This window comes from Pseudooceanicola profundi (genome assembly GCF_050897955.1).
In the GTDB taxonomy this organism is placed as follows: domain Bacteria; phylum Pseudomonadota; class Alphaproteobacteria; order Rhodobacterales; family Rhodobacteraceae; genus Pseudooceanicola.
Map to the genome: position 1 here is coordinate 50109 of NZ_JBPAXZ010000007.1, position 26253 is coordinate 76361.

The 26253-nt window shown below is 63.7% G+C and carries 24 protein-coding genes; 13 read left to right on the plus strand and 11 right to left on the minus strand.

Features of this window, described 5'->3' with window-relative positions; translation table 11 throughout:
• Window positions 1–269 precede the first annotated feature (269 nt).
• Window positions 270–3044, minus strand: a complete 2775-nt coding sequence (gene acnA, locus ACRARG_RS20705; RefSeq protein WP_432691926.1) for an aconitate hydratase AcnA — start codon at window positions 3042–3044, stop codon at window positions 270–272.
• A gap of 244 nt (window positions 3045–3288) precedes the next feature.
• On the opposite strand from acnA, the gene ACRARG_RS20710 reads away from it, so the two are divergent.
• A complete protein-coding gene (locus ACRARG_RS20710; RefSeq protein WP_432691927.1) occupies window positions 3289–3990 on the plus strand; it encodes a DUF1223 domain-containing protein in 702 nt (233 codons plus the stop codon).
• Between the two features lie 97 nt (window positions 3991–4087).
• On the opposite strand, the gene ACRARG_RS20715 is transcribed toward ACRARG_RS20710, so the two are convergent.
• The 5 genes from ACRARG_RS20715 to purB form a co-directional block, all read right to left on the minus strand.
• Entirely contained in the window at window positions 4088–5020 is a 933-nt protein-coding gene (locus ACRARG_RS20715) for a lysophospholipid acyltransferase family protein (RefSeq protein WP_432691928.1), read from the minus strand.
• A 14-nt stretch (window positions 5021–5034) separates the two neighbouring features.
• On the minus strand, window positions 5035–5892 hold the full coding sequence (locus ACRARG_RS20720) for a DMT family transporter (protein WP_432691929.1): 858 nt from the start codon (window positions 5890–5892) through the stop codon (window positions 5035–5037).
• Between the two features lie 415 nt (window positions 5893–6307).
• A complete protein-coding gene (locus tag ACRARG_RS20725) occupies window positions 6308–7366 on the minus strand; it encodes a flagellar motor switch protein FliG (protein ID WP_432691930.1) in 1059 nt (352 codons plus the stop codon).
• Between the two features lie 93 nt (window positions 7367–7459).
• Entirely contained in the window at window positions 7460–7615 is a 156-nt protein-coding gene (locus tag ACRARG_RS20730; protein ID WP_432691931.1) for a hypothetical protein, read from the minus strand.
• A gap of 97 nt (window positions 7616–7712) precedes the next feature.
• On the minus strand, window positions 7713–9020 hold the full coding sequence (gene purB, locus ACRARG_RS20735; protein ID WP_432691932.1) for an adenylosuccinate lyase: 1308 nt from the start codon (window positions 9018–9020) through the stop codon (window positions 7713–7715).
• A gap of 81 nt (window positions 9021–9101) precedes the next feature.
• Here purB and ACRARG_RS20740 point away from each other — a divergent pair, with 81 nt between their 5' ends.
• Complete coding sequence (locus tag ACRARG_RS20740) at window positions 9102–9506, plus strand: DUF6314 family protein (protein ID WP_432691933.1); 405 nt, start codon at window positions 9102–9104, stop codon at window positions 9504–9506.
• A 145-nt stretch (window positions 9507–9651) separates the two neighbouring features.
• Window positions 9652–10269 carry a biotin transporter BioY gene (locus tag ACRARG_RS20745; RefSeq protein WP_432691934.1) on the plus strand — a complete coding sequence of 206 codons (618 nt, stop codon included), beginning with the start codon at window positions 9652–9654 and terminating at the stop codon, window positions 10267–10269.
• A 71-nt stretch (window positions 10270–10340) separates the two neighbouring features.
• On the opposite strand, the gene ACRARG_RS20750 is transcribed toward ACRARG_RS20745, so the two are convergent.
• The 5 genes from ACRARG_RS20750 to ACRARG_RS20770 form a co-directional block, all read right to left on the minus strand.
• A complete protein-coding gene (locus ACRARG_RS20750; RefSeq protein ID WP_432691935.1) occupies window positions 10341–11213 on the minus strand; it encodes a VOC family protein in 873 nt (290 codons plus the stop codon).
• A 137-nt stretch (window positions 11214–11350) separates the two neighbouring features.
• Window positions 11351–12661 carry an HlyC/CorC family transporter gene (locus ACRARG_RS20755; protein WP_432691936.1) on the minus strand — a complete coding sequence of 437 codons (1311 nt, stop codon included), beginning with the start codon at window positions 12659–12661 and terminating at the stop codon, window positions 11351–11353.
• A gap of 59 nt (window positions 12662–12720) precedes the next feature.
• Window positions 12721–13647 (minus strand): tyrosine recombinase, encoded by a 927-nt coding sequence (locus ACRARG_RS20760; protein WP_432691937.1) that lies wholly within the window; start codon window positions 13645–13647, stop codon window positions 12721–12723.
• The gene (locus tag ACRARG_RS20765) at window positions 13644–15236 is read right to left on the minus strand and encodes a hypothetical protein (RefSeq protein ID WP_432691938.1); all 1593 of its coding nucleotides are present in this window, start codon (window positions 15234–15236) and stop codon (window positions 13644–13646) included. The genes ACRARG_RS20760 and ACRARG_RS20765 overlap by 4 nt, the downstream gene beginning before the upstream one ends.
• Window positions 15237–15255: 19 nt before the next feature.
• Window positions 15256–15405, minus strand: coding sequence for a hypothetical protein (locus ACRARG_RS20770; RefSeq protein ID WP_432691939.1), 150 nt, complete (start codon window positions 15403–15405; stop codon window positions 15256–15258).
• Between the two features lie 133 nt (window positions 15406–15538).
• Between ACRARG_RS20770 and ACRARG_RS20775 the strand changes: the two genes are divergently transcribed.
• The 10 genes from ACRARG_RS20775 to ACRARG_RS20820 all read left to right on the plus strand — a co-directional run bounded on the left by ACRARG_RS20775 (window position 15539) and on the right by ACRARG_RS20820 (window position 26252).
• The gene (locus tag ACRARG_RS20775; protein ID WP_432691940.1) at window positions 15539–16084 is read left to right on the plus strand and encodes a shikimate kinase; all 546 of its coding nucleotides are present in this window, start codon (window positions 15539–15541) and stop codon (window positions 16082–16084) included.
• Window positions 16081–17193 (plus strand): 3-dehydroquinate synthase, encoded by a 1113-nt coding sequence (gene aroB / locus ACRARG_RS20780; RefSeq protein WP_432691941.1) that lies wholly within the window; start codon window positions 16081–16083, stop codon window positions 17191–17193. Before ACRARG_RS20775 ends, aroB begins: the two co-directional genes overlap by 4 nt.
• A gap of 72 nt (window positions 17194–17265) precedes the next feature.
• Window positions 17266–17778 (plus strand): DinB family protein, encoded by a 513-nt coding sequence (locus tag ACRARG_RS20785; RefSeq protein ID WP_432691942.1) that lies wholly within the window; start codon window positions 17266–17268, stop codon window positions 17776–17778.
• Between the two features lie 31 nt (window positions 17779–17809).
• Window positions 17810–18802, plus strand: a complete 993-nt coding sequence (locus ACRARG_RS20790) for an MDR family oxidoreductase (RefSeq protein ID WP_432691943.1) — start codon at window positions 17810–17812, stop codon at window positions 18800–18802.
• 277 nt (window positions 18803–19079) lie between these two features.
• The gene (locus tag ACRARG_RS20795; RefSeq protein ID WP_432691944.1) at window positions 19080–20720 is read left to right on the plus strand and encodes a BCCT family transporter; all 1641 of its coding nucleotides are present in this window, start codon (window positions 19080–19082) and stop codon (window positions 20718–20720) included.
• Window positions 20721–20815: 95 nt separating this feature from the next.
• Window positions 20816–22243 carry a cryptochrome/photolyase family protein gene (locus ACRARG_RS20800; RefSeq protein WP_432691945.1) on the plus strand — a complete coding sequence of 476 codons (1428 nt, stop codon included), beginning with the start codon at window positions 20816–20818 and terminating at the stop codon, window positions 22241–22243.
• 98 nt (window positions 22244–22341) lie between these two features.
• A complete protein-coding gene (locus ACRARG_RS20805; RefSeq protein ID WP_432691946.1) occupies window positions 22342–23550 on the plus strand; it encodes a class I SAM-dependent methyltransferase in 1209 nt (402 codons plus the stop codon).
• A gap of 49 nt (window positions 23551–23599) precedes the next feature.
• Window positions 23600–24049, plus strand: coding sequence for a TrgA family protein (locus tag ACRARG_RS20810; protein WP_432691947.1), 450 nt, complete (start codon window positions 23600–23602; stop codon window positions 24047–24049).
• On the plus strand, window positions 24040–25164 hold the full coding sequence (locus ACRARG_RS20815; protein ID WP_432691948.1) for a gamma-glutamylcyclotransferase: 1125 nt from the start codon (window positions 24040–24042) through the stop codon (window positions 25162–25164). The genes ACRARG_RS20810 and ACRARG_RS20815 overlap by 10 nt, the downstream gene beginning before the upstream one ends.
• A 56-nt stretch (window positions 25165–25220) precedes the next feature.
• Window positions 25221–26252, plus strand: coding sequence for a cysteine synthase A (locus tag ACRARG_RS20820; protein WP_432691949.1), 1032 nt, complete (start codon window positions 25221–25223; stop codon window positions 26250–26252).
• The last annotated feature ends 1 nt before the right edge of the window (window position 26253 follow it).

Sequence of the window (26253 nt, forward strand, 5' to 3'; positions counted from 1 at the left end):
CGGCCGGCGGTGGCGGGGGGCTTTGCCCCCCACGGCTCGTTCCGAGCCTCCCCCCAGGATATTTCAGGCAAGAAAAAGAGCGGGGCAACAGGCACAACAATATGCTTCTTTGGTCGAAAAATATCTCGGGGAGTCCGGCCCGGCAGGGCCGGACGGGGCAGAGCCCCATGAAGCATGTCTTGCGCCGCAGGCGCGCCTTTGGATCAGGGGCGTGGATGTGAAAAAGGCCGGCTTTGGGGCCGGCCTTTTCAATTGGTCTGTCGTCGAGATTAGGAGGCTTTTGCCAGGTCCCGCAGCACGTAGTGCAGAACGCCACCGTGTTCGATGTATTCGATCTCGATCGCGGTATCGATCCGGCACTTGATCTGGATTTCCTTGGTCGAGCCGTCGCCCATGGTGATCGTGCAGGGCACGGTCTGCAGGGGCTTGATCGTGTCGAGGCCGGAGATGGAGACGGTCTCATCCCCCTTCAGGCCTAGCGATTTGCGGGTGTCGCCGCCGGTGAACTCGAAGGGGATGACGCCCATGCCGACGAGGTTGGAGCGGTGGATACGCTCGAAATTCTCGGCGATCACGGCCTTCACGCCCAGGAGCGCCGTGCCCTTGGCCGCCCAGTCGCGCGAGGAGCCCGCGCCGTATTGTTCGCCGCCAAAGATCACCAGCGGGGTGCCGGCCTCTTCATAGGCCATGGCCGCGTCGTAGATGGAGGTCTGCTGGCCGTCCGGCCCGAGGGTGTAGCCGCCCTCGACCCCGTCCAGCATCTCGTTCTTGATGCGGATGTTGGCGAAGGTGCCGCGCATCATGACCTCGTGGTTGCCGCGACGCGAGCCGTAGGAGTTGAATTCCCGCACCGGCACCTGATGGTCGAGCAGGTATTTGCCCGCAGGGGTCGTGTCCTTGAAGGAGCCCGCCGGGGAGATGTGGTCGGTGGTGACCATGTCGCCCAGGATGGCCAGGACCTTGGCGCCCTCGATATTCGAGATCGTGCCGGGGGTCTTGGACATGCCCTGGAAGTAGGGCGGGTTCTGGACGTAGGTGGAGGTCGCGGGCCAGTCGTAGGTCTCGCTGTCCGTCGTGTCGACGCCCTGCCACTTCTCGTCGCCTTTGAAGACATCGGCGTATTTGGAGGTGAAGGCCTCTTTCGTCACGGTCTTTTCGACGAGATCGGCGATCTCTTTCTGGCTCGGCCAGATGTCCTTGAGGTAGACGTCATTGCCGTCCTTGTCGGTGCCGATCACATCGGTGGCAATATTGACGTTCATGTCGCCCACGAGCGCATAGGCCACGACGAGCGGCGGGGAGGCCAGGTAGTTGGCGCGGACGTCGGGGGAAATACGGCCCTCGAAGTTGCGGTTGCCCGACAGGACGGAGGTCGCCACCAGATCGTAATCGTTGATCGCCTTGGAGATCGGCTCCGCCAGTGGGCCGGAGTTGCCGATACAGGTGGTGCAGCCGTAGCCCACGAGGTTGAAGCCAACCGCGTCGAGGTCTTCCTGCAGGCCCGCGGCCTCCAGATAGGCCGAGACGACCTGGGAGCCGGGGGCGAGGGAGGTCTTCACCCAGGGCTTGCGGTTTAGGCCGAGGGCACGCGCCTTGCGGGCAACGAGGCCGGCGCCGATCATCACATAGGGGTTCGACGTATTGGTACAGGAGGTGATCGAGGCGATCACGATGGAGCCGTCATGCAGCTGATGGGCCGCATCGGCATCCTTGTACCAGCCCTTCTTGTGGTTGCCGGTATCGCCGGGGATGTCCTTAGGCTCGGGCGCGCCGCCCTCGGCTTCCCAGCGGCCTTCTGCTACAGGGCCGGCATCCTTGCCGCCACGCAGGCCGGCGATGAATTTGCCAAAGGCACCTGCCGCCTGATCCAGCGCGATATAGTCCTGCGGACGCTTGGGGCCGGAGATGGCGGGAACGATCGTTCCCATGTCGAGCGCCAGCGTGTCGGTGTAGATCGGATCGTAATCCGCCGCGCGCCAGAAGCCGTTTTCCTTGGCATAGGCCTCCACCAGGGCGACGACATCATCGGGACGGCCGGTGTTCTTGAGGTAGCGCAGGGTTTCGTCGTCGATCGGGAAGAAGCCGCAGGTGGCGCCGTATTCGGGGGCCATGTTGGCGATGGTTGCGCGGTCAGCCAGCGGCAGGCTGTCGAGGCCTTCGCCGTAGAATTCGACGAATTTGCCGACAACGCCCTTTTCACGCAGCATTTCCACGACCTTGAGGACGAGGTCGGTGCCGGTGGTGCCTTCGACCATCTTGCCTGTCAGTTTGAAGCCGATGACCTCGGGGATCAGCATGGAGATGGGCTGGCCGAGCATGGCGGCCTCTGCCTCGATCCCGCCGACGCCCCAGCCGAGGACGGCGAGGCCGTTGACCATGGTGGTATGCGAGTCGGTGCCGACGAGCGTGTCGGGATAGGCGACCGTTTCGCCCTGCTGGTCCTTGTCGGTCCAGACGGCCTTGGCCAGGTATTCGAGGTTCACCTGGTGGCAGATGCCGGTGCCCGGCGGAACCACGCGGAAGTTTTCAAACGCGCCCTGGCCCCATTTCAGGAACTGGTAGCGTTCCATGTTCCGCTCATATTCGCGGTCCACGTTCATCTGGAAGGCGCGGGGGTTGCCGAACTCGTCGATCATGACGGAGTGGTCGATCACGAGGTCCACGGGGTTCAGCGGGTTGATCTTCTGGACGTCGCCGCCCAGCCCCTTGATGCCGTCACGCATGGCGGCAAGGTCGACCACGGCCGGAACGCCGGTGAAGTCCTGCATCAGCACGCGGGCGGGACGGTAGGCGATTTCCACCGGGTTCTGGCCGCCCTTCTTGCCCCAGTCGGAGAAGGCCTTGATATCGTCCACCGAGACGGTCTTGCCGTCTTCGAAGCGGAGCATGTTTTCCAGCACCACCTTGAGGGCTGCGGGAAGTTTGGAGAAGTCGCCCAGCCCGGCAGCTTCGGCCGCGGGGATGGAGTAATAGGCATAGCTGGACGATCCGACCTTGAGCGTCTTGCGCGTCTTGGCGGTGTCCTGTCCGACGGTGATGGGCATGATGGCTCCCTTCCAACTGATATGAGGGTGATGCTGACCTGCTTCTGCCCGATTGCCGTGGTCCGATCAAGGGGGCTGAGCTCTGTTTTGTGCACAATGGTATACATTAACGCGGAAACGTGCGGTTTCAAGGCGGTCGGGCAGGGGACACGGCCAAATGACAGGCAATCTCGAAACCTTGATTGGTTGTTTCAGAGGGGGCTGGGTAGGTAGAGAGGGCTTTGGACGGCTGACAGGGGATCGCATGTTCGCACGCTGGGTAATGACGGGAGCCATGGCGCTCTGGGGGGCGGTTGCGGCCGTGGCAGAAGATCGACCTGTTGTGGTTGAGCTTTTCACCTCTCAGGGATGTTCCTCCTGCCCACCTGCGGATGCCTTTCTGGGGTTGCTGGCGCCGCGCGATGACGTGATCGCGCTGGCCTTCCACGTGGACTACTGGGATTACATCGGCTGGAAGGATATCTTCGGCTCGCCAGTCAATTCCGCGCGGCAGAAGGCCTATGCCAAACATGCCGGGCGCCGGGCGATCTACACGCCGCAGATGATCGTGGACGGCAAGGCCGATGTTGTGGGGACGCATCCGATGGATGTGACCGATCTGATCGCACAATATCGGGAGACGCCCAGAACGATTGATCTGGATATTGAGCGCGTGCCGCCCGATCTGGTGGAGATATCCGCCAGGGCATTGAGATCCCATACAAAACCCTTGCTGGTGCAGATCGTGCGCTATCAGCCCGAGGCGCATGTGAAAATCGACCGCGGCGAAAATGCCGGGCATAAGCTGACCTATTCCAACATCGTGACAGACTGGAAGATCGTCGGGGAATGGGACGGGGCGCGGCCTTATTCGGCCAGGGTTCAGGCGCCGGGCGATGCGCCTGTGGTCGTGCTGATCCAGCGCATGGGCCCCGGAGCGATCGAGGCGGCGGCACGGCTGCGATAAGCTTTTGGCCAGTTTCGGTGAAGCGCCAGTGGCGCGACCTTCGGCGGCCGGTGGTCCGATGATGAAGGGCCCACCTGTGTCCGGGGCCCAGATCGCGTCAGCTCATCACCTCGCCGGTCTCTGATTTCCAGCGGCGGTGGAACCAGAGCCATTGTTCGGGATGCTGGCGCACCTGCGCCTCCAGCGAGTCGTTGAGCTGCTGCGCCATCTCCTCGGCGGTGGAATGCGGGATCGGGTCTTCGAAGATGATCCGGAAATTCAGGCCGTCCGGCTGGCGGATGCCATAGGCCGGCACCACCAGCCCGTTGAATTTCAACGCAAGTTCCGTCGCGGACAGGGCGGTGAATGCGCGCTGGCCAAAAAAGCTGAGCGCCGCGCCGCCGCCCGCATGCTGGTCGATCAGCAGGGCCAGTGCATTGCCGCCCCGGATGTATTTCATCATCTCGGCCAGGCCGCGTCGCCCGCGCGGGAAGATCGGGCTCGCGACAGAGCCGAGCGCCTCGACGTAGTGCCGGTTGAAGTAATAATTGCTCATCGGACGGTAGAGCGTCGCGATCTGGCCCATATGCAGGGCCACGGTCATGCGCGCGGCGTCGTAATTGCCGAAGTGGCCGGAGATGAAAAAGATCGGCCGTTTTTCTTCATGCGCCTTCAGCACCTCGGGCCAGCCGGGGCCTTCGGGTGTCAGCTTTTCCAGACGGGGGCGCAGATCGGCATGCGAATAGCTTTCGATCAACGACCGGCCGGCATTGTCGGGAACGGCGCGGACCAGACGGTCGACCTCTGCCTGCGGAAGCTCGGGCCAGGCATAGGCCAGATTGCGGCGGATCCGTTTGTCCCAGCCGGCGAGCGGGGCAACGAGCCGCGCGGTGACCCATCCGGTAAAGGGCACCCGTTTTTCATAGGGCAGGGCCATGGCCAGCCCCAGAATGGCCCGGGTCACGGCATTGCCCGCAAATTGCCGCAGCCGGACCGAGAGCGGCAGTTCCGTGACATCCGTATTCGGCAGGGTCTGGTCTTTGGCGGTCATGTCCGTCTCTTTGGTCAGCGCGGCTCGCTGCCCTTTGTCTCGGCCACCAGGGGGGCGGCGCGGGTTTCACGATGCCAGACATAGACCCCGGAGGCGACGATCACAACGGCGCCGGTGACGGTCCAGATGTCGGGCACCTCGCCAAAGGCGGAATACCCCCAGAAGGTCGCAAAGATCAGACCGACATAGCCAAAGGGGGCCAGCATGGCGGCCTCGCCCGCTGTAAAGGCACGGATGAAGAGCAGCTGCGCCAGAGTACCGACACAGGCGATCGCGGCCATCAGGACCATGGTGGTCAGGTCGGGCGTCTGCCAGGATACAAGGACGATGCCTGTCATCACGATGCTCCCGAACAGGGCGCCATATAGCAGGGATGTCCAGGGATCCTCCCGATTGCCGACATGGCGCGTGATCAGCGAGAAGGTCGAATAGAAGATGGCGGAGCCGAGGGGAAAGAGCGCAGCCCAACTCATGACGCCGCTGCCGGGGCGGATGACGATCATGGCGCCGATCATGGCAATGACAATGGCGATGATCCGCCGGGGGCCAAGCTTTTCGCCAAGAAAGACCGCCGCGCCGAGCGTGATGATCATCGGATTGATATCCATGATTGCCGTCGCTTCGGCGATTTCGAGATAGCCGAGCCCCACGAAAAAGCACCCGGTTGCGCAGAGCAGCAGGACCGACCGGACCAGTTGCAGCCCGGGGAAGTTGGATCGCGCCACGGTTCGCAGGCGCGGGGCAACCAGGATCAGAACGATAATTCCCTGACCGGCATAGCGCGCCCAGAGCGCCATGACAGGGCTACTGCGCAGAGAGATCGCCTTGGCCAGCGCATCCATGGAGGTGAAGCAGAAGACCGCTCCGAGCATGAACAGGATCGCCTGCGTTTTAGGTGAGAAACGGGTCCACATGGCGGCGGCTTACGGGGGCTTCGGGCAACTGTCCAGTCCGGGCGAAACGGGCCTGTGGGACATGGGTGCAACAGCGCATCTGCGCCCCGATCGCCGGGTGGTGCAATGCGCCTATTCAAGAACGGCGCGCGGTTCTTCGGGGGGGGGGATGCGCGCGTCGCCACCGCATGCACCGATGTACGAGGTCATGTTTTGGTTCGTGGCGGTGTCCAGCGGGGTCTTTTATGATCCGTTGCGCCTGTCCGGGCGCATCTTTACGCCGCAAATGCGGGCCCCGGGGACCTGTACACCCGGCAGAATATTGGCATCGGGTGGTCGGGCTTTTCGGTGGTTTTAATCTGTTGGGCCGATGCCGGCGTCGGCGCACCTGCGGTCAGCCTTCGTCGCCATCCTCGTCCGCGATCAGAAAAAGTTCGCCATTGGCTTCCAGTTCCCGGATCGCAACCACAATTGCGGTCATGGCGGCTTCGGCATCCTTGGGTTTGATCTTGCCCGCCTCCTGCGCCTCCTCGCGCAGGCCGTCGGCCATACGGGCGGACATGTTTTCAAGCACGTAATCGGCAGACCGTTTGGCTGGCCCGTCCGTGGCCGCGGCAATGGCGGTGACAAGGTCCGCCTGATCCAGCCCGCGCACCACTTTCGATATGTCGCGCGGGGCGATCCGGTCGGGGATGTTGTAGAAGGTAAAGATGGCCTTGCGAACTTCATCCGCAAAATTGCTGTCCGTCTCTTCGAGGCCGGTCAGAACCTCGTCCCGCGTGGCCGCCGTGGAGGAGTTGAGGATGGCGCCGACACGTTCGACCGGGCCTTTGTCGAATACGCTGCTGGGAAGGCTGTCGAGTTGTGTGGCCAGCGATACGCCAATCCGTTCCAACGCATCCGGCGTCACGCCTGAGGTCTGGTTGACCGCATAGGTAATGCGCCGCGCCTTGTCGCCCGGAAGCATGCCAAGAAGTTCGGCCGCCTTGGACGTTTCCAGCTTGGACAGGATAATGGCCGAGATTTCCGTGCTTTCCACCTCGACAATACCCAATAGCTTTGTGGTGTCGGCCTTGCGCAGACGGTCCCAGGGATCGCCGGTCTGGCGCACGCCGGCCTCTTTGCGCAGGCGGGCGGCTGTATGTGGGCTGATCTTGCCGTCCAGAACGGTCAGGGCGCCGGCCACCCCGCGCGGAAACGTCAGGCCGAGATTATCCAGCTCTTCGGCGAATTCGTCGATGACGGCATTGAGCGTTTCACGCGTAATCGGGCGCATGTCCCCCAGAATGCGGGTGAGGTCGATCTGTAGATCGTCGGGAAGTTCCTGAAAAGAAAGGTCCATCCCGCGGCTGAGCGCGAGGCGGATGATGATGGCGGCCTTTTGCCGGCGGCTGAGCTGACCCGTCCCCGGACCGGCCGGCGAAAGGTTTGCCAGAGGAGTGAGATTGCCCATGCTGTGCCCGACGGTTCCGTTGCCGTTGCTGCAACATAGCCGTCAGGAATTAACAAAGGCTTTGGCACTGCCGGTAATCAACCGGACCGGAGATCAGCTGGAGACGATCGTCTCGCAGGTGCCGGTCTCTGTATTCCACGACGTGCCCTCTGCACAGGCCGCGGCCTGATGTTTTTCGGCGCAGCTGGACTGGGCCTGGGCGAGGCCGGGCGCAATGAGGAGGGCAACAAGAATTAGCGTTCTGGTCATCGTGTTCTCCTTTGGGTTACGTAAGGGTAACACGGGTCGCCGCCGGCTGAACACACGGAATCGTGAGGATCAGGCGGCGGCGGAATTCTGCTCTGCCTCAGTCCTCGTGAAAGACGCGGGCAAAGATCGTGTCGACATGCTTGGTATGATAGCCAAGGTCGAACTTCTCGTTGATTTCCTCTTCCGACAGGGCGGCGCGGACCTCTTCGTCCGCCAGCAGTTCCTCGCGGAAATCGGTGCGGTGATCCCAGACCTTCATGGCGTTGCGCTGGACGAGGCGATAGGCGTCTTCGCGGCTGACACCGGCCTGAGTGAGGGCCAGAAGCACCCGCTGCGACATCACCAGGCCGGGGAATTTGTTCATATTGTCCAGCATGTTCTGCGGATAGACCAGCAGGTTCTCGATGACGGAGGTCATGCGGGCCAGCGCGAAATCCAGCGTGACCGTGCTGTCGGGGCCGATGTTGCGTTCGACGGAGGAGTGGGAAATGTCACGCTCATGCCAGAGCGCCACGTTCTCCATCGCCGGGATGACGGCCATCCGGACAAGGCGGGCGAGGCCGGTGATGTTCTCCGTCAGAACCGGGTTCTTCTTGTGGGGCATGGCGGAAGAGCCTTTCTGGCCCATGGAGAAGAACTCCGCCGCTTCCAGCACTTCGGTCCGCTGCATGTGGCGGATCTCGATGGCGATATTCTCCAGGCTGGAGGCGATGACGCCGAGGGTGGCGAAAAACGCGGCATGGCGGTCCCGCGGGATCACCTGGGTGGAAATTGGCTCAGGCACGAGGCCCATCTTGTCGCAGACATGTTCCTCGACCGCGGGGTCGATATTGGCAAAGGTGCCAACCGCGCCGGAGATCGCGCCGGTGGCGATCTCTGCCCGGGCATCGCGCATGCGGGAGAGGTTGCGGTCCATCTCTGCATAGAAGCGCGCGAAGGTCAGGCCCATGGTCGTGGGTTCGGCATGGATGCCATGCGACCGGCCGATGCGGACGGTCATCTTATGCTCATAGGCGCGTTTCTTGAGTGCGGCGAGCAGCCCCTCGATATCCTTGATCAGGATGTCGGCGGCGCGGACAAGCTGGACGTTGAAGCAGGTGTCCAGAACGTCCGACGAGGTCATGCCCTGATGCACAAAGCGCGCCTCTTCAGAGCCCACATGTTCGGCGAGATGGGTGAGGAAGGCGATGACGTCATGTTTGGTGACGGCCTCGATCTCGTCGATGCGGGCGACGTCGAATTCCACGTTCTTGGCCTTCCAGACGGCTTCGGCGTTTTCGCGGGGGATGACGCCGAGGTCCGCCATGGCGTCGCAGGCATGGGCCTCGATCTCGTACCAGATGCGGAACTTGGTCTCGGGCGACCAGATGGCGACCATGTCGGGGCGGGAATAGCGGGGGATCATCGGTGTCTCCTTGCCGGACGGGTTGCGCGCCTCTTACCGCCGGGGCATCAGGGGGGCAAGGCGATGTGAGGGCGCGGGCGCGTGGAACTGGCGGATTTCGAAGGCAGCTGGGTGGTGGCGCGGCAGATCCGGAATGCGGTTGGTCCGGATTATGTCTTTGACGGTCGGGCCGTATTTGCCCGGGATCGGGAGGGGCTGGTCTATCGCGAGGAGGGGCAGATGCGGACGGAGGGGAGCGCACCGATGGCGGCGCGCCGGGTCTATCTGTGGCGGCAAGGTGACGCGGGGATCGAGGTGTTCTTTGAAGACGGGCGGTTCTTTCATCTGATCGGGCCGGGGGCAGAGGTTTCCGCAGGCCATGATTGTGCGCCGGACCGCTATGACGTGCAGTATGATTTCCGGGACTGGCCGGTCTGGAGCTCGGTCTGGGAGGTGTCTGGCCCGCGCAAATCCTACCGGATGGAGAGCGTGTTCCGGCGTGAATGAGGAGGGCCGGAGTTTGCAAAGTTGCTGGAAACTCGCCCCCGCTATTTGCAACTTTGATTTCATTGCCACCAAGGCGAGGCTTGCGATTTGCCGGGCAGTCGGGCACATCTAAACGAAACGTGACAGTCCTACAGGAGGAGCTCCGATGTCCGATTCATCCCAGGCCCATGCGCAGGCCCGTGTGCTGACGGAGGCTTTTGGCCCCACAACCGGCGCGGCGCTGCGTCTGAAGCAGGCGGCGCTGGTGATTGCCGGGATCGCCGTTCTGGCGATCTGTGCCAAGATCAAAGTGCCGGTTCCCGGCTCTCCGGTGGCTGTCGGCATGGGGACCTTCGCGGTTCTGGGCATCGGCGCGGCTTATGGCGCGCGGCTCGGCCTGACGACGATCATGGGCTACATGCTGCTGGGCATGCTGGGCTTTGACATCTTCCAGTCCTCCACCGCCGATCTGAACGGTGTGGAATACATGATGGGCGGCACGGGCGGTTACCTTGTCGGCTATGTGATGGCGACGGTGCTGCTGGGCGTGCTGGCGCAGCGCGGCTGGGACCGGTCGGTGCTGTGGATGGCCGTGGCGATGCTGCTGGGCAATATTCTGATGTACATCCCCGGCCTGCTGTGGCTGGGAAGCCTGTATGGCTGGGACAAGCCGATCCTGGCCTGGGGCCTGACGCCGTTCATTCTGGGCGATGCGCTGAAACTGGCGCTGGCCGCGCTGGTGGTGCCGGCGCTGTGGAAACTGGTGGGCGCGGCCCGCGGCTGAGCACCACACTCTGACGAACAGGAAAGCCGCCGGGGGACCGGCGGCTTTTTTCTTGTCCGGGGCAGAGCGGGTCAGACCGGGATGACGCGGATCGTGGTGCCCCAGTCATCCTCGAAGGTCTGCGGTTCAGACACCAGCGTGCTGCGAAGCTCGACATGGGCGAGGCCGGTCATATTGTCTTTGCGGTGGCCGGCGCCGGCGCTCATCCATTCGTTCACCGCGATATGGTGGTGATATCCGCCCGTCGACAGAAACGCAGCACCGCGCCGCTGTCGGACGGCGTCAAAGCCCATGACCTCCTGCCACCAGCTGCTGGCGCGTTCCATGTTGCCGACCTTGAGGTGGACATGGCCAAGGCAGGTGCCGTCCGGCGCGCCCTGCCAGTTGCCGGGCATGGCCCCCGGCACGGCGAGGATGCCGTCGATATCCAGCGGATCGGTGGCCATGGCGATCTGGCCGTCTTCCCAGCTCCAGAGAGGCGCCGGGCGGTCGGCATAGATTTCGACGCCATTTCCTTCCGGATCGGTCAGATAGATGGCCTCGGACACAAGGTGATCGGCCACGCCGTCCACGGCAAAGTCGCCCTCCATGGCGGCATAGATCCAGTTCCCGAGGGCTGCGCGGGACGGCAGCAGGAACGCATTATGGAAGAGGCCGGCCTGCGTCTGTGGCGCCAGCGTGACCCCGCTCTGTTGCTGAAGATCCAGAAGGGGTGTTCTGTTCACACCCATGCGGATGGTGTCCCCGTCGCGGCTGATCTCTGTCAGACCGACATGCCGGGCGTACCAGCGCGCCAGTGCCTCTGCATCGCGGCAGTAGAGGGCGGATGAGCCGACGTGAACCGGGGCAGAGAGGGGGAGCGTGGCGGCCTGCGCAGGCATGGCTCCGGCCAGAGGCAATGCGCTGACCGCAGCGGTGGAGGTTAGAAAGCGTCGTCGGTTCATCTGTGTCCCTTGCTGAGCCGGGCGATATATCCGGGTTTTCGCAATATCTGCGCCCGGCCTGACCGGGAAGGCAATGCTCCGACACCCCGGCGCACGCATATGTGAGCCGGGCGAAGGCGCGGACTGGCGCGGGCCTGTCAGATTTGCGTCAAAGGGCGGACCTTGAGGCGGGTGATGCGGTTGTCCTTCCGCGCCTGCACCTCGAACCGGTAGCCGTGGAAGGAGAAAACCTGGCCGGCATTGGGGATCATCTGCGCCTCGTGGATCACGAGGCCCGCAATCGTATTGGCCTCGTCATCCGGCAAGGCCCAGTCGAGCGCCCGGTTGAGGTCGCGAATAGTCATGGCGCCGTCGACGACGTATTGGCCGTCCTCGGTGGGCCGGACGATATGGTCGCCGTCGACGTCATGCTCGTCGGTGATCTCGCCCACAATCTCTTCGAGGATATCCTCCAGCGTGATCAGGCCGCGCAGGGCGCCGTATTCGTCGACGACGAGCGCGAAATGGCTGCGCTGCGACAGGAACTGGCGCATCTGTTCGTCGAGCGTCGTGGTCTCTGGCACGAAATAGGGTTTCATCGCCACATCGGTGATCTTGAACCCCGACAGCACCTCGGTCAGCGCGGCGGCGCCGTCGACCGACAGTTTGTGCAGCGCACGCAGCAGGTCCTTGGCGTGGACGACGCCGATGATGTTCTCATGATCGCCGCGATAGACGGGCAGGCGGGTGTGGTTGCTCTCCAGACATTGCGACAGGATCTGGTCGATGGGATCGTCGGCATTGATCATCTCGATCCGCGAGCGGTGGAGCATGATCTCTTCGACAAAGCGGTCCGACAGGTCGAGCGCGCCGAGGATGCGGTCGCGGTCTTCCTTTTCGACCACGCCTTCGGAATGGCCCAGATGCAGGGCGCCGGCGATTTCTTCGCGTACGGCGAGGATCTGGCCATCGGGATCGGCCTGCACACCAAAGACGCGCAGCACGCCGCGCACCAGCAGCCGGATCGCGCCGACGATGGGGGAAAGCGTGATGACGATGACCTTGATGGGCCCTGAGACGCCGGCGGCGGCCTTTTCGGCATTGGTGATGGCATAAGTCTTGGGCAGGACCTCGGCAAAGATCAGGACGAGCAGGGTCATGACCAGCGTGGCCACAGCCACGCCGCTGTCGCCAAAGACGCGGGTGAAAAGGGCGGTGGCCAGCGAGGTGGCGAGGATGTTCACCACGTTGTTGCCCAGCAGGACAGAGCCGATGAGCCGCTCGTTATCCTCGGTAATGGCGAGCGCCCGTTCCGCCCCGCGCGAGCCCTTATCGGCCTGGCTGCGCAGTTTCCCCCGCGACGCGGCGGTCAGCGCGGTTTCGGAGCCGGAAAAGAAGGCGGAACAGATCAGCAGCAGCAGAATCGCGCCGCAGGTCAGCCAGAAGGCCGCGTCAAATTGGGTGGTCATGGTTTCTGTCATCGTGCCCCTCGTCGGTCAGAGGGTTATGGGGCGCAGGCGGCAGGCGTTCAAGTGGGCCGGTTGAGCGGATGGTGGGTTTCCACCAGTTCGCGCAGCCGATGTTCCAGAACATGGGTGTAGATCTCGGTCGTGGCGAGGTCGGCATGGCCCAGCAGGGTCTGGATCGCGCGCAGGTCGGCGCCGTTCTCCAGCAGGTGGGTGGCAAAGGCGTGGCGCAGGGTATGCGGTGTGACCTTGTCGGGGGAGACGCCGGCGGTGACCGAGATTTCTTTAATCAGAATGTAAAATCTATGCCGGGTCATATGGCCGGAGGCGCCGCGCGACGGAAAGAGCAGGCGGGAGGGCGTGGCGCCGCGCGGGCGCTCGTCCTCTTCGGTCTCGCGCTCCTTCAGCCAGATGGCCATGGCGTCGCGAGCGGGCGGGGACAGCGGTACCATGCGTTCCTTGCCGCCCTTGCCCCGGATCAGCAGCATACGCGGATCGCCCTTGGCGGCGGCCAGCGGCAGGGAGACGAGTTCCGTCACCCGCATGCCCGTGGCATAGAGCAGTTCCATCAGGCAGGTGTTGCGCAGCCGGTCGCGGGGGCTGCGGCCATGGGTGCGGGCGGCCTCCATCAGGGCGGAGACCTCCTCCATCGAGAGGGTCTTGGGCAGGCGCTTGGCGCGGCCCGGGCCCTTGATCTCGATCGCGGGGTGATCCTTGCGCCAGCCTTCCTCAAAGGCGAAGCGGTAGATCTGTCGGATCGCGGAGAGACGGCGCGCACGGGTGGCGCGGCTGAGGCCCTGGGCGTCGCAGTCGGTCAGATAGGCCTCCACATCGGCGCGGGAGGCGGTGGCAAAGTCGCGTGACTTGCCGTCCAGCCAGTCGGCGAAATCCCTGAGGTCGCGGCCATAGCCCAGCAGGGTGTTTTCCGCCGCGCCGGCCTCTGCCGCCTGTGCCTCAAGAAAGGTTGAGATCCAGCGGTGGGAGCTCATGACCGGCGTTCCAGCAGCATCAGCTGCAGCGCGGCGCGGCGGGCCGCATCCTGCATTCCGGCGGCGCGCAGGGTCGCGAGGGCCGGCACGATATCCTTGGTCTCGCCCTCTGCCGCCTGTGCATAGAGACGAATGGCAGAGAGCAGCGCCTCTCCCAACAGCCCGCGCGCCAGGTCGAGCCGGATGCTGGCGGGCACTTCTGCCGCCGGATCGAAGCCGCGCGCGATGGATTCTGCCAGTGGTCCGGGGGCGGGCACCGACGCGGGTTCCCCCTGTGCGAGCGCGACAAGAAACCTGTCGCGCGCTGTCTGCGGTTGCATCTGTTTCGCCAGGGTTTCGTAATCGGCGCTCAGCAGGGCCATCTCCATGGCGTCACGACCAGCCCGGCCATCCATCTGATATTGGGCCAGCTCATTGCCCCAGAGCCGCGCGAAGGGCACCTCCAGCTCGATCGTCTTCAGCGCTTCCCAGGCGGGGGGCAGCGCGCGGGATATGCGGGCCGCATCGGAAGAGGTGATGGCGGCATCGAGGGTCTGGATCGCCTCCACCCGGTCCCAGATGCCGCCGGATGCGGCGGGTTCCCGGGCGGTATAGATGCCCAGCAGCCGGTTCTCGGACACGGCGCCAGAGCGTGTGAGGCGTTCGGCCGCCTCGATCTCCGTGCGCCAGCCCGATATGCCACGAAGATCGGCCATCGCATAGGCGCGCGGCAGCCCGGTGGAGGGAACGGGCGTTCCCACGGCTTCGGACAGGCGAAAGGCCAGCGGGGTCATGCGTGACGGCGGCGCCAGCGGCGGCGTTTCCTCGGCCAGTTCGGGATCGAGGAACAGCTCCATCAGGGTCGCTTCGGCCGGTGCGATCAGGCCAAGTGCGGTGGAATTTTGAAATGTCAGCGCGGCGGTCTGCCAGTCGCCGTTGCGGGCGCGACAGAAAATCAGCGCCGCATCGGACGGGGCCAGCGAGGGCTCCGCCCGCATTCTTTCGCAGGCGCCGTCTTCTTCGCCCGCCAGAAGCGACAGGTCGAAGTAGCTGGCAAACAGGTCGCGGGTGGTTTCCGGCCCGGCCCTGTCGACCAGGGCCAGCGCCGGTTCGACCGCGCCAAGATCGGTCAGCGCCGCAACGCGGGCCAGCAGGAACGACATGGTCAGGCCCGCGTCCTGCGGCGGGTCTGCCTCGGCCAGCAGCAGCGTATAGAAGAGCGATTGCATGGCGGGCAGCCGGGCCACGTCCAGCGCTTCGATCTTGCGGATCAGCGGGCGGGTGAGGCTGTCGCGCCATAGCGTGGCGGGCAGGCCGGTGACATCCCGGGGCAAGAGCCCGACCGCCCCGGCATGCGGTGCATCCAGCGGCAGCGTCGTGACCTCCGGCGTGACAATCCGGGAGGCGACGGGCGGTTCATCCGCGGGCAGTCTGCGCGCGGCGCCCGGACCTGTCGGCAGGGGCTGTGCCGCCAGTTGCTGCTGTCCCTCCGGACGGGCCGCGACACCGGCGCGCCGGTCCAGCCATTCAATGGCGGAAATAGGCGACTGGGCCAGAACCGGCTGAGCGACCGGACCAAGCGCCAATCCGCCGAGCAGACCTAGCGACAATCGGTAAAAAACTGCCGAGCTACTGCGCATCCAGAACCACGGGTTCACGAATCTCTACCTTGGGCGGGTCAAAGTCGACCCCGAAATAGGGTCCGACATAGGCATATCCGATTACACCGATTGTCGCGAGAACAATCAGGATCAACAACCATTTGAGAAGTCGGAACATTTGGCTCTGCCTCTTTCGTTCGGCCTTTTTGTGGGAATATAGCTGGCCTTTTGACCGAGTTCACGTCATTCAACCGTGAATATTTTCAGAATGGCGCCGTTGCGGCGTCCGGGGACACGAAACGGCAGGCTTAATGGGCTGGAGGGTCAATAAGACCATCGTCATGGTTGGAATGATGGGGGCCGGAAAAACGGCAGTTGGCCGGGCCCTGGCAGAGGTGCTGGGGGTCAGATTCCTCGATTCGGATCAGGAAATCGAACAGGCCGCCGCCATGAGCATCCCGGAAATTTTCGCCAGAGACGGAGAGCCGTTTTTTCGCGCGCGGGAGAGCGAGGTGATCGGGCGGCTGCTGGACGGACCGCCCTGTGTTCTGTCGACCGGGGGCGGCGCCTATCTGGCAGAGGCCAACCGGGCCGCCATTTCGGCCAGGGGCGTCGCGGTCTGGCTGAAGGCCGATCTCGACACGCTCTGGCAGCGCGTCCGGCATCGCGATTCGCGCCCTCTGCTGAAAACCTCTGATCCGCTGGCGACATTGTCGGCGCTTTATGATGCGCGGGTGCCGGTCTATGCGCTGGCCGATGTGACCGTGGTGTCAGAGCCGGATATCGCCATCCCGGATATGGCGCAGCGTGTGGTCGGGGCGCTGATGTGCAGACCCGACGTTCTGGAGGCCCAATGACCGATACCGTCCGCGTGCAACTTGGTGCGCGCAGCTACGATGTTCTGATCGGGCCGGGGCTTCTGGGGCGTGCCGGAGCGCTGATATCGCCTATGCTCTCACGCCCGCGGGTCACCGTTCTGACCGATGAAACCGTGGCGGCGGCCCATCTCGACGCCCTTCGCGACGGGCTGGCCGGGGCCGGAATCACGATGGAGGCGCTGGCGCTGCCGGCCGGAGAGGCCACCAAGGGCTGGCCGCAGTTCACCCGCGCCGTCGAATGGCTGCTGGAGCAAAAGGTGGAGCGGCGCGACATTGTCGTGGCGCTTGGTGGCGGGGTGATCGGCGATCTGGCGGGCTTTGCCGCGGCGGTTCTGCGGCGGGGCGTGCGGTTCGTTCAGATCCCGACGTCACTGCTGGCGCAGGTCGACAGCTCTGTCGGCGGCAAGACAGGGATCAATGCGCCGCAGGGCAAGAACCTGATCGGCGCCTTCCATCAGCCCAGCCTCGTTCTGGCCGATATCGACGTGCTGGGCACGCTGGCGCCGCGCGATTTTCTGGCGGGCTATGGTGAGGTGGTGAAATACGGCCTGCTGGGGGACGCCGCGTTCTTTAACTGGCTGGAAAAGAATGCACCGTCCGCGGCCGCCGGCGATCTGGCGGCCCGGCAATATGCTGTCCGCCGCTCGGTCGAGATGAAGGCGGAGATCGTCGCGCGCGACGAGACGGAGCAGGGGGATCGCGCGCTGCTGAACCTTGGCCATACCTTCTGTCATGCGCTGGAAGCGGCGACCGGCTATTCCGACCGGCTGCTGCATGGCGAAGGGGTCGCCATCGGCTGCGCGCTGGCGTTCGAGATGTCCTCGCGGCTGGGTCTGTGTTCGCAGGAGGATCCGTCGCGGCTGCGTGCCCATCTTCGGGAGATGGGGATGAAGGTCGATCTGTCCGATATCCCCGGCGATCTTCCGGATGCGGAGGCGCTCTACGGTCTCATGGGGCAGGACAAGAAGGTGGTCGACGGTCAGATCCGCTTCATCATGGCGCGCGGCATCGGGGCGGCCTTTGTTACCAAGGATGTGCCCAGAGAAGAGGTGCTGCGGCTGCTGTCGGAGGGGCTGGCGGCGCGCTGAGCCGGGCTGACACAGACAGCCGCTTGCTTTTGCAATGGAAATCCCCGCACCATCCGGGCTGGAGGTGCGCCGATGCAGACACTCGATCCCCAATGGGTCCGGATGATGGCCCGGTACAACCGCTGGCAGAACGAGGCCATGGGCCGCGCGATGGAGAGCCTGCCACCGGCGGAGCTGACCAAGGATCGCGGGGCGTTCTTCGGGTCGATTCTGGCGACGGCGAACCATCTTCTCTGGGGCGATACGATGTGGATCTCGCGGTTCGACGGGGGACCGGGGCCCGGTGTCACGGCGAAGGGGGGGCTGACGTTGACGCTGACCGCGGCGGTCTGGGGGGCAGAGCGGTTTCGCCTGGACGGACGGATCACCGCCTGGGCAGAGGCGGCGACGGCTGTGTCCCTGACCGGGACCCTTTCGTGGTATTCCGGCGCGGCAAAGCGCGACATCGTGGCGCCGATGATGCTGGTCGTGACGCAGATGTTCAACCATCAGACCCATCACCGCGGCCAGATCCATGCGATGCTGACTGCCGCAGGGGTGAAAACCGAAGATACCGACCTGTTCCTCATGCCCGGCATGCTCTAGCCTCCGCCAGACGGCTTGAGAGGAGGATGAGATGTTCAAGGCCCTGATGGTCACGCGCGAGGGCGATGGCCCCGCAACCCCGGTGGTTACCGAGATTACCGAAGACGAACTGCCAGAGGCAGATGTGCTGGTTTCGGTGGAATATTCGACGGTCAATTACAAGGACGGCCTGTGCATGTCGCCCAATGGTGGCGGGCTGGTCCGGAGCTATCCTCATATTCCCGGCATCGATTTCGCGGGCGTTGTGGAGGCGTCTTCAGACGCGCGATATGCGCCCGGTGACAAGGTGGTGCTGACCGGCTGGCGTGTGGGAGAGGTGCATTGGGGCGGTTATGCCCAGAAGGCGCGGGTGAAGGCCGATTGGCTGGTGCCGCTGCCGGAGGGGCTGACGACCCGTCAGGCCATGGCGGTCGGCACGGCCGGGTTCACCGCGATGCTGGCGGTGATGGCGCTGGAGGATCATGGGCTGACCCCGGACAAGGGGCCGGTGCTGGTGACAGGCGCTGCGGGGGGCGTCGGATCGGTTGCAACGGCGATCCTGGCCCATCACGGGTACGAGGTGGCGGCAGTGACAGGGCGGCCCGAAACGGATAGCTACCTCAAGGGGTTGGGCGCTACTTCTATTGTGCCACGTGAGTCGCTGAATGAGGTCGTCAAGCGACCGCTGGAAGCGGAAACATGGGCCGGCTGTGTCGATGCCGTGGGCGGCGAGATGCTGGCCCGGGTGCTGGGGCAGATGACTTATGGCGGATCGGTTGCCGCGGTCGGGCTTGCCGGTGGTGCAAAGCTTCCTGCGACGGTCATTCCCTTTCTTCTGCGCGGCGTGAATCTGCTGGGCATCGATTCGGTGATGCAACCCTATGAGAACCGCCTGCGCGCCTGGAAACGCGTCGCCAGCGATCTGCCGATGGACAAGCTTGAGGATATGATCGTCAACGCGAAAATCGAAGATTTGCCAGTGCTTTGCGCCGATATCCTCAATGGTCAGGTTCAGGGACGTGTGGTGGTGGATTTGAACGGCTGAGGCGTCGATGCCGGACTGCCCGGCATCATGTCGGGGGTGGGCGCTGGCTGTGCCGGCGCTTTCCTGCCGTGACGTCATCACGGGTGTCGCAGCCGTTGTATATGCGGCAAATGATCGGCGTTTTGCGACATAGGTGTGTCGCATTTTAACATTTTTTTGCCGCTCCCCCCTCTCATCAGGCGCGGATTCACATTACCCTACAGCTTAGGGTTGCCGCGTGCTGGGCGGCCCGGGACGGGCCGTCATAGGGCCTGCGCGAACAGGGAAAGTGAGAATCATGTCAGATACAACACCCGACCAGGGCATCCCGGCGCCGGAGGGCGCGTCGGATGTCATTGAAACGCAATATGAAATAGGACAGGACAATATCGACGGCTCTGTCGGGCCTTTCGGCTTTGACATCCATAACCCGGTGTTTCTTGTCTCCGGCCTGGCGATTGTGGCCTTCGTGTTTTACACGCTGGCCCTGCCGGATCAGGCCGGCGCGGCCTTCAGCTGGCTTTTTTCCGCGGTGACCAAGGGCTTTGACTGGTTCTTTCTGGGCGCCGCGAATATTTTCGTCATCTTCTGTCTGCTGCTGATCGTGACGCCGGTCGGATCTGTCCGGCTGGGCGGGGCGGAGGCGACGCCCGACTATGGCTATGTCGGCTGGTTTGCGATGCTCTTTGCCGCTGGCATGGGCATCGGGCTGATGTTCTACGGCGTGTCCGAACCGCTGACCCATTTTTCCACCGCGATGGGGGGCACCACGGTCGAGGACGGCCTGCGGACCGACTGGGCGCCGCTGGGCGCGGCCGCCGGAGATGAGGCCGCGTCGATCCGGCTGGGGATGGCCGCAACCATCTTCCACTGGGGGCTGCACCCCTGGGCGATCTATGCCGTCGTGGCGCTCGCGCTGGCATTGTTCAGCTATAACAAAGGCTTGCCGCTGACAATTCGGTCCGCGTTTTACCCGATCCTGGGCGAGCGCATCTGGGGCTGGTGGGGCCATACCATCGACATCCTTGCCGTATTCGCCACGCTCTTTGGCCTGGCGACATCGCTTGGCTTCGGGGCGACGCAGGCGAATGCGGGTCTGAACGAGCTTTTCGGCATTCCCGTGGGTTCCGGAACGGAGGTGATCCTGATCACCTGTATCACCGGCGTCGCGACCTTCTCGGTTCTGCGGGGCCTCGATGGCGGGGTGAAGATCCTGTCGGAAGTCAATATGGGGCTTGCCTTTCTTCTGCTGGTCTTTGTCCTGCTGGCCGGGCCGACGCTGGCGATCCTGACGGGCTTTGCCGATTACCTGCTGGCCTATGTCGAATATCTGCCGGCCCTGTCGAATCCGGTTGGCCGGGAAGACGTGAACTTCATGCAGGGGTGGACCTCCTTCTACTGGGCCTGGTGGATCTCCTGGTCACCGTTTGTCGGGATGTTCATCGCGCGTGTGTCGCGCGGCCGGACCGTGCGGGAATTCGTGATCTGCGTGCTGCTGATCCCGTCGCTGGTCTGCGTGCTGTGGATGTCGGTCTTTGGTGGTGTGGCGATCCAGCAGGTCGTGCTGGACAGCTATACCGCGGCGCAGGATGCGGCGCTTGAGCTCAAGCTCTTCAAGATGCTGGATGTGTTGCCGCTGACCGGGATTACCTCTCTGGTGGGGATCATCCTGGTGATCGTCTTCTTTGTGACCTCGTCGGATTCGGGGTCGCTGGTGATTGATACGATCACAGCGGGCGGCAAGGTCGATGCGCCGGTGCCGCAGCGGGTGTTCTGGTGCATCTTCGAGGGGGCGGTGGCGATTGTTCTGCTGCTCTCTGCCGGTGGACTTGGGTCGCTGCAATCCATGGTCATTTCGACCGGATTGCCGTTCACGGTGATCCTGCTGGCCATGTGTGTGGCGATCTGGAAAGGGCTGATGGCCGAACGCCGGGCCTGACCCGCGTTTGAGCGAGGCTGCGAGGGCCGGGTGCAAATGCATCCGGCCCTTTGCTTTGACTTGATCCGGACGGGAGAAGTCTACGTACCTCTCGCATGACAGATCACGATACTTCTCCGACCCTGCTGTGGCTGCGGCGCGACCTGCGGCTGACGGATCATCCCGCGTTGATCGCCGCCGTGAACCGTGGCGGTCCGGTTATTCCGGTCTTTATCCATGACAACAGTGTCGACGCGCTTGGGGCCGCCCCAAAATGGCGCATGGGCGAGGGGCTGCGGGTGTTCGCCAGGGCGCTGGAGGAGAAGGGCTCGCGCTTGATCCTGCGCAGCGGACCGGCGCGCGAAGTGCTGGACCAACTGGTCCAGGAGACGGGGGCCGGTGCGGTGTACTGGAGCCGCCTCTACGACCCGCAGGCGATCGAACGGGACACGCGGGTCAAGTCGGCGCTGAAAGAGGCCGGCGTGAGCGCCGAGAGTTTTTCCGGCCATCTGATTTTTGAACCCTGGACGGTGGAGACCCAGCAGGGCGCGCCTTACAAGGTCTATTCGCCCTTCTGGCGGGCCGTAAAAGACCGCGAGGTTGCCGAACCGGAGAGCGCGCCCACAACGCTGCCCGCACCCGCATCCTGGCCGGAGAGCGAGGCGCTCGACGACTGGCAGATGGGCGCGGCCATGCGGCGCGGGGCCGCCGTCATGGCGCAGCATTGCAAGCCCGGAGAGGCTTCGGCCCGGTCCACGCTGGCAGCCTTTTCCGCGCACCGGATGGAGGATTACGCCAAGCACCGGGACATTCCCGGGGTGGAGGGCACCTCCGGCCTGTCGGAATATCTGACCTATGGCGAGATATCGCCGCGCCAGCTTTGGCATGCGGCGCTGCGTGGCGGGGCAGAGGGGAAGGCGGGGGCGGAGACCTTCCGTAAGGAGGTCGTCTGGCGCGAATTTGCCTATCACCTGATGTACCACTGGCCCGGCATCACCGAAGACAACTGGCGCGAGGATTGGAACGCGTTTCCCTGGAACACGCGCGAGACGAAATCGGTTGAACGCTGGCAGCAGGGGCGGACCGGCATCCGGTTTGTCGATGCCGCGATGCGGGAAATGTATGTGACCGGGCGGATGCACAACCGGGCCCGTATGGTCGTGGCCTCATACCTGACCAAGCACATGATGACCCACTGGAGCATCGGGCAGAAATGGTTCGAGGATTGTCTGACCGACTGGGACCCGGCCTCAAACGCCATGGGGTGGCAATGGGTGGCGGGCAGCGGGCCGGATGCCGCGCCCTATTTCCGGATATTCAATCCCGATACTCAGCTGGACAAGTTCGATCCGGACGGCAGCTATCAGAGGGCGTGGATTGCCGAAGGGGCGGCACGGCCGACCAAAACCGCGCTGAGCTATTTCGAGGCCATCCCGGAAAGCTGGGGCCTGTCGCCCGGGGATCGCTATCCCGATCCTGTGGTCGGCCTCAAGGACGGGCGGGCGGCGGCGCTTGACGCCTATGAGCGTCTGAAAGGCGCGTAGCGGGGCGGCATGCATTTCGGGTATGTCAAGAAACTGTTAAACAATTCTTGTCGTGCGGCGTGAAGGGGTTAATCTTAACGCGGATAAGGAGCATTGCCATGGCGCTGACCGACACCAAAACCGAAAAGAACCTTCCGCGCTATTTTGCCCGTGTGTTTGACATGGCCTCCCGGATGCCTGTGGGGCGGCTGGATTTTCATCTGCCGGACGGGCGCGTGTTCAGGGCAGAGGGCGCGCGGCCAGGGCCGGTGGCAGAGCTTCACGTGCACAACCCCGATACCTTTGCCCGGCTTATCCGCGAGGGTGATCTGGGTTTCTGCGACGCCTATCTGGAAGGGTGGTGGAACTCGCCTGACCTGCAGGCGTTTCTGGACCTTCTGCATGCGGGCAATGACGAGCTGTATGACGGCTTTCCCGGCATGTTTTTCGTGCGTGCCTACGAAAGGCTGCGGCATTCGCTGCGGGCCAATACCAAACGTCAGGCGAAAAAGAACATCTCCTACCACTATGACCTGGGGAATGAGTTCTATGGCATGTGGCTTGACGATACGATGACCTATTCCTCGGCCCTGTTCACGACGGGACAGGAAAGCCTGGAGGCCGCGCAGACCGCAAAATACAAAAGCATGGTCGACCAGATGGGCGTGCAGCCGGGCGATCATGTGCTTGAGATCGGCTGTGGCTGGGGCGGGTTTGCGGAATATGCCGCCAAGGAGCGCGGGCTGAAGGTGACTGGGTTGACCCTGTCAAGGGAGCAGCTCAACTATGCTCAGCAACGGATTGAAAAGGCAGGTCTTTCCGATCTTGTTGATCTGAAGCTTCAGGATTACCGCGACGAGACGGGAAGTTACGACGGCATCGCCTCCATCGAGATGTTCGAGGCGGTCGGCGAAAAATACTGGCCGGTGTATTTCGACGCTGTCCGCGAGCGGTTGCGGCCCGGGCGCAAGGCGACACTGCAGATCATTACCCTTCAGGACAAACGCTGGGAAGCCTATCGCCGCGGCGTCGATTTCATTCAGAAATACATCTTTCCGGGCGGGATGCTGCCCAGTCCTACAGTTCTGCGTCAGGAAATTGAACGTGCGGGCATGAAGGTGATGGGCTCTATCGAGTTCGGCAAAAGCTACAGCCAGACGCTGCGGCGGTGGCACGACACATTCAACGATCGTTGGGATTCGATCCAGGATCTGGGGTTCGACGATCGGTTCCGGCGCATGTGGAATTTCTATCTGACCTCTTGCGCGGCCACCTTCGAGGGCGGTAATTGTGATGTTACACAAATAACAATTTCGCGCCCGAGCTGAGCCCGGTGGCGCGACAGGCGCCGAGCAGGCTCTGAAAAGGAAATCGCGAATGCCAACAGCTGCCCGTGTTGTCGCTGCCCTTTTGAATGCGTTTCTGGCCTGGTTACTGGCGGGCCTCGCGATGGCGGTCATGCCCGATTACGTGGTGCGGGGCTATCTGGTGCCGATCAGCGTGGTGGTCGGCGCGGCCTGCGGCTGGGTCATTCTGGGTCGGCGGTCGGATTATGGCCGGCTCGGCTATCCCAACGGGATGGGGGTCGGGCTTAGCGCGATCGTTGCGACTGTCCTTTGGGTTCTGGCCATCTGCGCGTCGCTCAGGGCGTTGGATTATGCTCTTGCAGGCCGGTATTCCGGGCCGATCATGGCGCTTTACGATGTGGTGCCGATCGGGTTGGATTTTGCGATGTATCTGGCGAATGTCCCGGCGATCGCAACCCTTGTTGTCGGCGGGATGCTTGTTGGCGCGGCGACCCATTGGGCCAGCACTAAATGGCGGTAGTGGCGCCGGTTTTCCTCTTCGGAACATTACGTTACGACGTCCTTCTTGGTATCGTTGCCGGTCGTCCTCTGGCGATGGAGCCGGCGCGGGCCGCCGGATTTGCGGTGGTGGAGGTCGCGGGGCGCGGGTACCCGATGCTCGACCCGCGTGCGGGCGAGGTTGCAGAGGGTGACCTGATCCGGCCCGATGCGGAGGCGCTGGCGCGGCTGGATCACTATGAGGATGCCTTTGGCTATCAGCGCGTGCCGATCACGGTGGAGACTGCTGAGGGGCCCGTACAGGCCGAAGTCTATATGCCGCCCGAACTGCCTGGACCACCCGGTCCAGCCTGGGTGCCGGGCCCCTGGATTCAGGCCGCCGGGGCGCGGAGCAATCTGACTGCGGCGGAGCTGATGAGCTACATGGGTCGGTTCTCCGGCCCGGAGCTTCGGTTCCGCCGACCGCAGGCCGAGGCGCGGGCGCAGTCGCGGGTCCGGGCGAGGCAGGCGGGGCGTCCGGTGATCGGCTGGCCGACCGGGAGTGGTACGGTGCGGCTCGACCGGCGCGATGCGGCGCATGAGGGATATTTTCGCACCGAAGTCCTGACCCTGCAGCATCCCCGCTTTGGCGGCGGCTATTCCGATCCGATCCAGCGAGAGGTCTTTGTGGCCGCCGATGCCGCGATTGTCCTGCCCTATGATCCGGTGCGCGACCGCATCCTTCTGGTGGAGCAGTTTCGCATGGGCCCCTATGGCCGGGGCGCGGCCTATCCCTGGATGCTGGAACCGGTCGCGGGTCGGATCGATCCGGGCGAGACGCCACAGGACTGCGCCCGCCGCGAGGCCGTGGAGGAGGCGGGGCTGGTTCTGACGGATCTGATCGAGGTCGGATCGGGCTATCCCAGTCCCGGATGCGTGACGGAGTACCACTATATCTTTGTTGCGCTCTGCGATCTGCCGGACCGGACGCAGGAACTGCACGGTATGGATGACGAGGCCGAAGACATCAGGACGCATGTTCTCGATTGGGCGCAGGCGGAGGATTTATTGTCGCGCGGAGAGGCCGACAACCTGCCGCTTGTTCTGGCTCTTCTCTGGCTTTCGCGCGAAAGGTCCAGATTGCGCCGCTCCGCTTGAGTTGGCGGGGGGCGCCCGTTACATCTGCGGGGCAAGTTGTTAGAAGGAAGCGGCGCATGATATTCGCTGAGGATCTGGCCCGGGCTGTGGGCAATACCCCCCTGATCAAGCTGCGCAAGGTCAGCGAAATGACGGGCTGCACTATTCTGGGCAAGGCAGAGTTCCTGAATCCGGGCCAGTCGGTCAAGGACCGGGCGGCGCTGTGGATCATCAAAGATGCCATCGCGCGCGGAGAGCTGGAGCCGGGCGGCACCATCGTCGAGGGGACGGCGGGCAACACCGGCATCGGGCTTGCGCTGGTTGGCGCCTCCATGGGGTTCAAGACCGTGATCGTCATCCCCGAGACCCAGAGCCAGGAAAAGAAAGAGATGATCCGCCTTGCGGGGGCCGATCTGGTTCAGGTGCCGGCGGTGCCTTACAAGAACCCGAACAATTATGTGCGCTATTCCGAACGGCTGGCCGAAAAGCTGAAGCAGACGGAACAGCACGGCGCGGTCTGGGCGAACCAGTTCGACAATACGGCAAACCGTCAGGCGCATATCGACTCCACCGGCCCCGAAATCTGGGAACAGACCGGGGGCAAGGTCGACGGTTTTGTCGCCTCCGTCGGGTCTGGCGGGACACTGGCGGGCGTCGGGATGGCCCTGCAGCCCAAGGGCGTCAAGATCGCGCTGGCCGATCCGATGGGGTCGGGGGTCTATTCGCTCTATAAAGACGGGGCGGCGAGCCCTGAAGGCGGGTCGATCACCGAGGGGATCGGACAGGGCCGGATCACCCGGAACCTCGAAGGTTTCACGCCTGACATGCTCTACCAGGTGCCGGATGAAGAGGCGCTGCCCTATGTCTTTGACCTGCTGTCCGAAGAGGGGATCTGCGTTGGCGGGTCCTCCGGGATCAATGTCGCCGGGGCGGTCCGGCTGGCGCGGGAGCTTGGGCCCGGCCATACCATTGTGACGGTGCTCTGCGATTATGGCACCCGCTATCAGTCGAAGCTCTTCAACCCGGAATTCCTGAAGGAGAAGGGGCTGCCCGTGCCGGGCTGGCTCAAGGTATCGCCCCGGTCGATCCCCGGCGTGTTCAGCGAGTGAT